The organism is Corynebacterium lipophiloflavum DSM 44291 (genome assembly GCF_000159635.1).
GTDB lineage: Bacteria > Actinomycetota > Actinomycetes > Mycobacteriales > Mycobacteriaceae > Corynebacterium > Corynebacterium lipophiloflavum.
The window spans coordinates 1-10,143 of record NZ_GG667193.1 but is presented as its reverse complement, the minus strand read 5'-3'; the positions used below and the strand labels follow the sequence as shown (position 1 = coordinate 10,143).

General features: G+C 63.0%; 10 protein-coding genes. 3 read left to right on the top strand and 7 right to left on the bottom strand.

Annotated elements, in window-relative coordinates; genetic code table 11:
* On the top strand, positions 1-529 hold a 529-nt coding region (locus HMPREF0298_RS06775; RefSeq protein WP_006840387.1), incomplete at its 5' end, for an amidohydrolase family protein.
* A 3-nt stretch (positions 530-532) separates the two neighbouring features.
* Here the strand turns inward: HMPREF0298_RS06775 and HMPREF0298_RS06770 are convergent.
* The 6 genes from HMPREF0298_RS06770 to HMPREF0298_RS06745 all read right to left on the bottom strand — a co-directional run bounded on the left by HMPREF0298_RS06770 (position 533) and on the right by HMPREF0298_RS06745 (position 6,711).
* Positions 533-1,648: an ABC transporter ATP-binding protein gene (locus tag HMPREF0298_RS06770; RefSeq protein WP_006840386.1), complete on the bottom strand. Its 1,116-nt coding sequence runs from the start codon at positions 1,646-1,648 to the stop codon at positions 533-535.
* A 13-nt stretch (positions 1,649-1,661) separates the two neighbouring features.
* Complete coding sequence (locus tag HMPREF0298_RS06765; protein WP_040422803.1) at positions 1,662-2,969, bottom strand: ABC transporter substrate-binding protein; 1,308 nt, start codon at positions 2,967-2,969, stop codon at positions 1,662-1,664.
* 28 nt (positions 2,970-2,997) lie between these two features.
* Positions 2,998-3,924 (bottom strand): carbohydrate ABC transporter permease, encoded by a 927-nt coding sequence (locus HMPREF0298_RS06760; RefSeq protein WP_083789528.1) that lies wholly within the window; start codon positions 3,922-3,924, stop codon positions 2,998-3,000.
* Positions 3,925-4,884 (bottom strand): carbohydrate ABC transporter permease, encoded by a 960-nt coding sequence (locus HMPREF0298_RS06755; protein ID WP_006840383.1) that lies wholly within the window; start codon positions 4,882-4,884, stop codon positions 3,925-3,927.
* Positions 4,885-4,962: 78 nt separating this feature from the next.
* Entirely contained in the window at positions 4,963-5,883 is a 921-nt protein-coding gene (locus HMPREF0298_RS06750; protein ID WP_006840382.1) for a DUF5926 family protein, read from the bottom strand.
* A 21-nt stretch (positions 5,884-5,904) separates the two neighbouring features.
* Positions 5,905-6,711 carry a glycerophosphodiester phosphodiesterase family protein gene (locus tag HMPREF0298_RS06745; RefSeq protein WP_006840381.1) on the bottom strand — a complete coding sequence of 269 codons (807 nt, stop codon included), beginning with the start codon at positions 6,709-6,711 and terminating at the stop codon, positions 5,905-5,907.
* A gap of 90 nt (positions 6,712-6,801) precedes the next feature.
* Here HMPREF0298_RS06745 and HMPREF0298_RS06740 point away from each other — a divergent pair, with 90 nt between their 5' ends.
* Positions 6,802-8,736: an alpha/beta-hydrolase family protein gene (locus HMPREF0298_RS06740; protein ID WP_245527462.1), complete on the top strand. Its 1,935-nt coding sequence runs from the start codon at positions 6,802-6,804 to the stop codon at positions 8,734-8,736.
* Here the strand turns inward: HMPREF0298_RS06740 and msrA are convergent.
* The gene (msrA, locus tag HMPREF0298_RS06735) at positions 8,733-9,374 is read right to left on the bottom strand and encodes a peptide-methionine (S)-S-oxide reductase MsrA (RefSeq protein ID WP_006840379.1); all 642 of its coding nucleotides are present in this window, start codon (positions 9,372-9,374) and stop codon (positions 8,733-8,735) included. The genes HMPREF0298_RS06740 and msrA overlap by 4 nt on opposite strands.
* A gap of 124 nt (positions 9,375-9,498) precedes the next feature.
* Here msrA and HMPREF0298_RS06730 point away from each other — a divergent pair, with 124 nt between their 5' ends.
* Positions 9,499-10,101: a superoxide dismutase gene (locus HMPREF0298_RS06730; RefSeq protein ID WP_006840378.1), complete on the top strand. Its 603-nt coding sequence runs from the start codon at positions 9,499-9,501 to the stop codon at positions 10,099-10,101.
* Positions 10,102-10,143: the final 42 nt, after the last annotated feature.

The window sequence follows — 10,143 nt, the reverse complement described above, 5'->3', positions numbered from 1 at the left end:
CAACCAGCTCGGCGAGGGCCCGGGCGTGCGCCTGGCAGTGGAGCTCGGCGCGGCCAGCGTCGACCACGTCAACCACCTCACCGAGTCCGACATCGAGCTGCTCGCCGGCTCGGAGACGGTGGCAACCATCCTGCCCGCCTGCGACTTGTCCACCCGCGAAAAGCTCGCGCCTGCGCGCACGCTTCTCGACGCCGGCGTGACCGTCGCCATCGCCTCCAACTTGAACCCCGGCACCTCGTTCACCTCGTCGATGAACTTCTGCGTCACCACTGCGGTGCTGCAGCAGCACTTGAGCCTCGACGAGGCGATCACCGCTGCGACCACCGGAGGCGCCAAGGCCCTGCGCCGCCATGACGTCGGCGGCGGCAAGGACCCATCAGGCCGCCCCGCCAAAGGCACCCTGGTGCCCGGCGCGGCAGCGGACCTGCACGTTCTGAACACCACGAGCGCAATCGACCTCGCCTACCGCCCCGGTATGCCGCTGACGTGGCAGACGTGGGTGGGGGGTGATTTGGTGTTCAGCGCCTAGGGCTCAGAGGTAGTCGTAGTTGATCTCGGTCTCTGGGTGGAAGAACAACGCCCCGCCTGCCGCAGGCCGGAGATAGATTGTGTCCCCCTTCTCAATCTCAACCCCGCGCGGGACCTCCACGGTGATATTTTCGCCGCGCACGCTCACGCCAGCATCCGCAGCACAGGTCCCGTAAACGTACTGTTGCGCGCCGAGGTGCTCGATAATGTTAACCACGACCGGCACTGCCCGGCCCGCAGCGCCGGCACCTACTCCAACAATCTCCCAATTCTCTGGGCGCACACCGACTAGCACATTCGCCTCATTGATCTTGGACGCGATCGCGCTCGGGATGTTGTACTGCACGCTTCCAATGGTCGCGGTCGCGTTGTTGACCTCGACGGCGTCGATAAGAGTAATGGCCGGTGTGCCAATGAAACCGGCCACGAAGGAATTGCCGGGGTTGGTGTACAGGGTGCGCGGAGTATCAACCTGCTGGACCACGCCCTGCTTGAGCACGCACACACGATCGCCCATCGTCATCGCTTCCGTTTGATCGTGAGTGACGTATACGGTTGTGGTTCCCAGGCTGCGCTGCAGCTCTAGGATCTGTGCTCGCGTGGACACACGCAACTTCGCATCCAAGTTGCTCAAGGGCTCGTCCATGAGGAATACCTTGGGCTGGCGCACAATCGCGCGACCCATTGCCACTCGCTGTCGCTGACCGCCAGACATCGCCGTGGGCTTCTTGTCAAGCAGGTCCTCGAGTTCGAGCATGCGAGCCGCGAACGCGACGCGTTCTTCGATGACTGCCCGATCCACTTTCGCGTTCTTCAACGCAAAGGCCATGTTCTGGCGTGCGGTCATATTCGGGTAAAGAGCATAGGATTGGAAAACCATGGCGACGTCGCGGTCACGCGGTTGAGTCCGCGCGACATCCTCTCCGTCGATCAGAATCTCGCCCTCGTCGACTGGTTCAAGACCTGCGAGCATCCTCAGTGTCGTTGACTTGCCGCAACCGGAGGGGCCGACCAGAACCAAGAATTCCCCGTCAGCAATTTCGAGGTTGATACGGTTTGCAGCGGGTGGCCGCTCCGGATTGAAGATCCGCGAGGCCTGCCGAAAAACTACTGTCGCCATGGTTTTTCCCTTGTTAGAGCTTCGGCTCGATGTCGCGCTTGACGACTTGCTCGGTTTCTTTGTTCAGCTCGTCAAAGACCGTCTCGACGTCCTCGTTGCCGATGGTGATGCGGTCCAACGCCGCTCCAATGCGCTGGCCGCCGCCAGGAACAAAGACGCGGGCGTAGTCCTGGGGCTGGGTGTTTTCCCCGAGCTGCTCAATCGCGGTGCGCGCATTCGGGTTTTCGTTCAGGAATTGCTCCTCACGCGGGTTGGTGACCGCATCCTTGCGCACGGGCATGTACCCGGTCGCCTGCGAGAAGGTGATCGTGTTCTCCTCGTTGGTCATGAAGTCCGCAAACTTCACCGCGTTGGCTTTGCGTTCATCGGAGATACCGTTCGGGATTGCCAGGCCAGCACCACCAGTTGCCGCAGACGGGCTGGGGCCAGGAAGGAACGTCGTGATAAACGGGACCGTGGCGGACTTGTTCAGCCCCCCTAGCGAGCCGGTGGACTGGAGCAAGCCCGAGACGTTGCCGTTGCCGAAAGCAACGGTCGGATCTGTCGAAATTTCCACGTGGCCCTTTCGCACCTGATCCTGCAGGAACTTGCCAGCCTCAATCGTCCCTGGCGAGGTAAACGTCGGCGTCCACTCATCCGAGTACGCACCGTCGAATGCCCAGACCATGCCCTGGAAGTACCAGTCCAAGTAGTTCGAGCCATCCGGGATCGTCAGCGCAGGCTTGTTCAGATCAGCCTTGATTTTTTGCGCCCACTGATCGAACTCCTGCCAGGTTTCGGGGCCACGGTCCGTGGGCAGACCTGCGGCCTGAAGATCGTCGGTGTTCCAGTACATCAAGTTCGTCGAGCGCGCGTAGGGCACGCCGTAGTGCTTGCCGTTGTACTCGTAGTCGTCGCGAAGCGTATCCACGTAGGACTCGGCGTCAATGTTGTTTTCCTGCCACAGATCTTCCAGCGGGGTCGTCGCCTCGTTGAGCGCGAAGTTGAACCAGGTGACATCGGACGCGACAACGACGTCCGGAAGGTCGCCACCCGCGAGAGCGGCGTTGAAGCGCTGAGCAACTTCCTCGTAGTTGGAGCCCGCCGTCACGAGCTCGACGTCGAGGTCGGGATTCTGTTTCTCAAACTCTTCAATAAGAGCGAGCTCCGTGTCGCGAGAAGAACCCGGGTGGTTCGACCAGAAGGTGATGGTAGAGGGGTCGCCTTCCTGGCCAGCAGAACCAGCGGACATGCTGCCTCCGGCGCAGGCGGTCAATCCCGCAGTGGCGACAAGCGCCATGCCGAGCCCGATGAGGCGTGATCGAAGTGGTGTGCGTGACATGTGAACTCCTTGTTCGTGTTGGTGAGGGCTAACCTTTAACGGCGCCCGCTGTGAGGCCCTTGATCATCTGTCTCTGTAGGACGAGGAAGATGATGATCATGGGCAAGGTGGTCAGGACCGTTCCCGCCATCACAGGCGCCCAGTTCGTCAGACCTTCCGCGTCCTGCAGACGCGTCAGCCCGACAGGCAGCGTGGCTGCCCGTGGGGTATCCGTGATGAGGAACGGCCACAGGTACTGGTTCCATTCGGTGACGACTGTGATCAGGACGAACGCCGAGAGGGTCGGCCATGACAACGGCAACACCACCCGGAACATGGTGGTGAAGAAGTTCGCCCCGTCCATCTTGGATGCTTCGAGGATCTCCCTCGGCAACGATTGGAAGTGGTTGCGCATCAAGAACGCGCCGAAGGCTACGCCCGCCAGCGGCACAATGACGCCGAGGTACGAATCGCGCCAGCCCAGGGAGGCCACCAGCGCGTAGTTGGAGATGATGGTGATCTCGTTCGGCACCATGAGAGCCGCGATGACCAGCAGGAAGAGCAGGTCGCGGCCAGGGAAGCGAAGGAAGGCGAAAGCGTAGGCCGACATCACCCCGAGAATGACCTCAACGACAGTGAGCACGAGGGTGATAATCACCGAGTTACGCAGGTACTGCGCGAAGCCCGAGCTTTGCCACACATAAGAGTAATTCTCGGGTGCAACCGGATCGGGCCAGAATGTGATCGGGTCGGAGTACACGTCCTGGAACGTCTTGAAGCTCGTCACCACGATGAAGTACAGGGGGACGAGAATCAAGAGCACGGCGACTGCGAGCACGATGTAGCCGAAGACACGCAAGGCGAGATTGGGGGTAGAGGACGATCCTGGCGAGTGCCGAACCGGTTCACCCACGCCTTGGGTACCGGGAACCGGGGGCAGTTCGTGCCCTCCGAGGGGCTGCACCACGTGCGACATCTACCTCTCTATCCTTTGCTGGATCTTCAACTGCAGCACCGTAATGGCGAGCACCGCCAGGAACATGATCGTGGCGATCGCCGCTCCGTAGCCGGCCCTGTTATTTATGAAGGTCTCCTGGTACACCTGGTACACCATCGTCGACGTTCCGTATCCGAACGGGCCACCGTTGGTCATCGCGCTGATGATGTCGAATACCTGGAAGGAGTTCAGAAGAACGGTGATAAGCAGGAAAAATGTTGTCCCCCGCAGCTGCGGGGCGATCACCCTGAAAAAGTGCCGCACTGGAGGGGTGCCGTCGATTTCGGAAGCCTCATCCAAATCCTTGCGCCGAGCTTGCAGCGCAGCGAGGTAAATGACGAACGTATATCCCGTGTTTTTCCAAATGTAGGTCGTGGTGACCATAAACAGAGCCCAATTGGAGTTCTGGTAAAAATTCGGCACCGGCAACCCGAAGATCCCGAGCACGTACTGAATGAGCCCGTAGCTCGGGTCAAAAACGAACTGGAAGGCGACACCGATTGCCGCACCGGAGATCACATAGGGGGCGAAGACTGTCGATCGAGCTGCCGAACGCCCGAATAGCTTCTGGTCCAGCAACAGTGCCAACGTTAGGCCGAGCACCATCGAGCCCACGACCGCAGAAAAAGTGAAGACGGCAGTATTGAAAACAACTCGACCTGTCTCCGGCGCCTGGAACCATTGGATGTAGTTGTCCAACCCAACGAAATTCATCGTCGGCGACGCGATGTTCCAGTTAAAGAACGACACCCGGATGTTGTCCACCAGTGGACGGTAGGTGAAGAGGATCAGCAGAATGAGGTTGGGACCAATGAGCAAGGCAGCAAGTCCAACTTGCTTCCAGTCGGTCCGCGCGGAATTGCGTTGCCGCGATGCCCCCGCACCCACCGGGCGGGGGACGTCGTTGACTGCCGGAATAGCCGCGCCCCTCGAGGTCATGACGTGCAGCGTATGGGGCAACGCTGAACGGTTAGTTCATTCCAGCGAAAGACTTGGTGAACAGGCGGTAACGAGGGACTAGATTGTCACCTGCCGCGACTTGATGTTGTCCAGCTGCTTGCGCTCGTCGGCGCTGAGCTGGGCGTCATTGTCGTACTCGGCAGCGATCTTCGTCTCCAGCTCCTGGAGCGCACCGGCGTAGGAGGCCACATCGACGGCCGGGTCGACATCCCACACCGGCACGACCACGCCGTGGGTGCGAAACGCCCCGGCGAACTTGCTTCCCTCGCCGACGGTGAGCTCCCCGCGCGCGGCGATGCGCGCCAGGGCAGACAAGATCTGGTTTTCGTTGTCGTCGGTGCGCACCCAGCGGATGTGGCCCTTGCCGCCGCCCGGGTTAACCCACCAGATTGAGCCCGGCACGTCCGCCTTGATCTGGGTCGATGGGATAACTGCGTCGTTGGCGCGCGACAGGGCCTGCTGCACCTCGGCCGGTATGTTTGCTCCCTTGGGGAACCACCAGGTGAAGTCCTGGTGTTCGGTGATGGTGGGCGTGGTCGAGGCGTCGATAAGCGATGAAAGCTCAGGTTGGGTGCCGTCGGCGACCGTCGACTGCAGCGACTCGCCCGGCTCAGCGCTCAAGACCCAGTTCAGCGCGTAGGCGAGATCGCGGCCGGGGTTCTGCGAGTGGGAGCCGACCTGCAGCGCCACGAAACGCTCGCCGCCCTCGGATTCGGCGCGGCGCAGCGCGGCCCCCGCCCCGGGCAGCACCGTCACAACGTTGACGGTCTCGCCGGCGACCTCGAGGGCCGCCACCGCGGAGGGGACGAACTCCTGAAGCGCAATCAAGTCCGCCTCCGCGGCCAATCCGGCGTACGGGCGGGGGTCTTTTTGCAGCGCCTCGCGCTCGGCGGCACGCGCGGCGAGCTTCGCCTGCCTGCGGCTCATCCCTTCCGGCAAATTCTCAGGGGTCGCTTTCTTGCGGTTCTTCTTAGCCATAGGGCCCAATGCTACCGGGGGCTAGCTCGTTGAGGACTGCGAAACCGGTGCAACGGTGCCGCGGGAAAGAGTTTCCACGGCCAAGTGCGGCAGATCGGTGGCAAACACGTCAACGCCGTTGTCGCGGCACCACAGCATCTGCTTCGGCAGGTTGACCGTCCACGTGTAGGTCTTCAAACCCTTGAACCCCAAAAGCTCGGGCTTGGCCTGCAGGTGCGCAAGCGCCGGGCCGACGCCGTACGGGCGCGAGAGCATGTGGTTTTTCTTGTTCCACTTCTTCTCGCGCAGACGGAATAGGTAGTAGGTCTCCAACTCCGGGGCGAACTCGGTGAAGTAGCGCATCGCCCGGTGGGAAAACGAGATCAGGTGCACGCGCTCGGATTCGCGCAGGCCCGCGTAGTGCAGGACGCGCAGCGTCTGCTCGTCGACTTCGGGGCCGTAGCGGGTGGGGTGCTTCGTTTCCACGTAAATGTGCTTGTCCGGGTAGTCCTGCATGAGCTCAAGCAGCTCGGCGAGAAGCATGATGCGCTGCGGGTTGTCGGGCGTTCCCGCGTTGAGGGTGCGCAGATCCGACCAGTCGGTGACGGACACCCTGCCGCTGCCGTTCGTGGTTCGGTTCAGGATCGGGTCGTGGAAGACAACCAGCTGCCCGTCACGGGAGAGCCGGACGTCACACTCGATGCCGTGAATCGGCAGGCGCAACGCCTCGTCGAAGGCTTGGAACGTCTGCTCCGGGTAGAGCCCCGACGCGCCACGGTGCGCGACGATTCCGGGATCAGTGCTGGTCTCACGCTCTCGAGCTGCGTTACTGCTCGTCAGGATGGTCACGAGTGTTTAACCTACAACTGCTTGCGCCATTGCGCGACCGGAGCGGACTGCCCTCTGCGGGATGCGGTGATTTTTGCAACAATGCTGGTTATGCTTTCGCCTCTGAAGCGCCTGCCGCGCTTCCCCCTCGCAGCCGTCCTCCGCAACCGTGCTGCGGACGCGCCGACGCTTGATGAAGCGATCGAAAACGCTAAGCAGCGCTACACCTTCGGGAGCCACGGCATCCTGGCCGCGCCGCTGATGGTGGCTGAGGTCTGGGCCGATCTCACCCCTGGCCTGCGGCTGAGGGGACTGCGGCGCCTTCCGAAAAATTTCGGCCCAGGTGTTCTGGGCGCGGAAATAGCGACCTGGGGTGCGATTTCACCGTCGCTTCTGCCCCACCGTTGGTGGGCGGTAGCGGCCAACGTCGCGATCTGCCAAGGCGTGGGCCACATCGCGGGCAACGTGGTCAATCAGACCGTCGCGCGCGGTGTGCGCTCGAGTGGGATTGTGCGCGACGAGCGCGTCGGAAAGTGGTCCAATACCGCGCTGCATTGGGGAATGAGCGCGGTAACCGTCATCACTTTCATCCAGTCGGCGCGGCGCCACGTTAAGCAGGTCGATTTGGTGGGCGGCGAGGACGAATTCAGCGTCGCAGAGTCCTTCGTCGGGATCACGCTGGGCACGCTCGGTTACGGGGTACTGCTCGCCACGGGCGAGGCGCTGCAATCGATCGTCGATACCGCGGCAGGGCTGCTGGGCCGGCGCCTGCCGCCGGTGACGTCCTGGCCGCTGGCGATCATCGCCGCCGGAACGGTCGTGGGCGTGTTCACCGACAGGCTCGTCGTGCGCCGCTTCCTCTCGCGCGCGTACAAGAGTGCCGAGGAGCTCGACCGCCAGTTCATGCAGGGCGCGGATCGGCCGACCGAGCCGGAGCGTTCGGGCTCGCCGCATTCTGAGGAGCGTTGGGCGACGATGGGCCGCCAGGGCCGCGCGGTTGTCGCCGGCGGGCCCCGCAAACGCGATATCGAAAGGATCATGGGGTCTGCCACCGCCGAACCGATCCGCATCTTCATCGGGCTTGACGACGGCCGCTCCTACGACGATATGGTAGCCGCGGCGCTGCGCGAGCTGGACCGCACCGACGCCTGGTCACGCACCCACCTCGCCGTGATGTCGGCGGCCGGGACGGGCTGGATCAACGACTTTCTCACCTCCGGGTTCGAGTTCGTCGGCCGCGGCGACACCGCGATCGTGGCCATGCAGTACTCCTACCTGCCCTCCGCCTACTCCTACCTCGCGGACCGCGACTCCCCCGTGCGCTCATCGCGCCTGCTTATCGACGCCATTCGCAAGCGCTTGGGGGAACTTCCCGAAGACTCGCGCCCGAAGCTCTACGTCGCGGGCGAGTCCCTGGGCGCCTACGGCGTCACCGACGCCTTCGACACCATCGACGAGTTCCTCGACGGTGTCGCCGGTGGCGTGTTCACCGGCGTACCGGGATTCTCGCGCAGCCACAGAGAACTGACCGAGAACCGCGACGCTTCAAGCCCGCAGCGCCTCCCCATCGTCGACGGCGGTCGCCACATCCGGTTCGCCGCGCACCCGAGCCACATCCGCCACGACTTCGAGGGCAAGCCTTTTGCCAACGAGTGGGAAGAGCCGCGGGCCGTGTTTGCGCAGCACGCCTCCGACCCGGTGGTGTGGTGGGATTGGAAGCTGATCTACCAGGTGCCGGACTGGCTGAAAGAGCCCGGCTCCCGCGGAGTCGAGGCCCCCCGCGCGCAGCGCCTCGACGTTCCCGCCACGCTGCGCTGGGCGCCGTTTATCACGTTCTGGCAGGTCGGGATGGACCAGCTGGCCTCAAAGGAGTACCCCTCACCACACGGGCATAACTACCACGATGAGACGCTGGCCTACTGGGCGGCGGTGATGGACGTCGACGAGCCGGAGGAAACCCTCGAAGACGCCGCGGGCTGGATCCACAGGGACGCCACCAAGCTGCGCCGCCCACCGGGCGGGTTTCCCAACCGCCACGGGTACTAAATGCCGCAGGCGATTCCCGTGGAGTGGTGCGGGCAGTAACCGCCCGGCACCTTGTGCAGGTACTGCTGGTGGTCGTCCTCGGCGAGGTAGTAGTCGGCGCCTGAGCGCACCTCGGTGGTGATCGGCCCCAGGCCCGCCTGGGCAAGCTGCTCGCCGTACTGGTCCACCCAGCCGCGGATCAGCTCGGCCTCCTCCTCGGTGTCGGTGTAGAAGGCGGAGCGGTACTGGGTGCCCACGTCGTTGCCCTGGCGAAAGCCCTGGGTGGGGTCGTGGGCCTCGAGCCCGGCGCGGACGAGCTCCTTGAGTGTGATGCGCTGCGGGTCGTAGACCACCTCGACCAGCTCGGTGTGGTTGGTTCCTCCGGAGCAGACCTCGCGGTAGGTCGGGTTCGGGGTGACCCCGCCGCCGTAACCGACGGAGGTGGATTCGACACCGTCTAGCTGCCAGTACATTTTTTCCACGCCCCAGAAACAGCCCAGTCCGATGAGCAGCCTCTTTTGCCCCTCGCGCCAGGGGCCCGTAATCGGGGTGCCCAACACAGCGTGGGGTCGGGGCCGGGCCAGCACCGGCTCCTCCCGGCCGGGCAGGGCGTTGCGCGGATCGACGAGTTCAGGTGCGCGTCCAAAAAGAAATCCCATACTCGAGCCAACGCTGCCGGTCGCGGGAATGTTCCCTGAGCATGCGACCCGGGAACACGTCCCCAGGATTTTCCCTATCATGGGATGCGGACCATAAAAACAACCGAAAGGAATTTGAGGAATCATGGCTGTTTACGAGCTTCCTGACCTGCCCTACGCTTACGACGCGCTGGAGCCCCACATCTCCGCCGAGATCATGGAGCTTCACCACTCCAAGCACCACGCCAACTACGTCAAGGGCGCTAACGCTGCCCTCGAGGCACTCGAGGCTGAGCGGGGCGGTGAGGCTAACCCCGATACCCTGCGCGCCCTGACCAAGAACTTGGCGTTTAACTTGGGTGGCCACACCAACCACTCCATCTTCTGGAAGAACATGGCGCCGAACGCTGGTGGCGCGCCGACCGGTGAGGTCGCCGAGGCCATCAACCGCGATTTCGGCTCCTTCGAAAAGTTCCAGGCGCACTTCGAGGGTATCGCTAACGGCCTTCAGGGCTCCGGCTGGGCTGTGCTTGGCTACGATCACATTGCTGGTCGCCTTATCATCCAGCAGATGACTGACCAGCAGGGCAACATCTCCGTTGACTTCACCCCGCTGCTCATGCTCGACATGTGGGAGCACGCATTCTACCTGCAGTACAAGAACGTCAAGGCGGACTACGTCAAGGCGTTCTGGAACGTCGTCAACTGGGCGGACGTCAACGAACGTTACGCGGCTGCTGCCAAGTAAGCACGCTTACTCGATTCTTTGGGCCCCCTCCCCGCGCCCTCT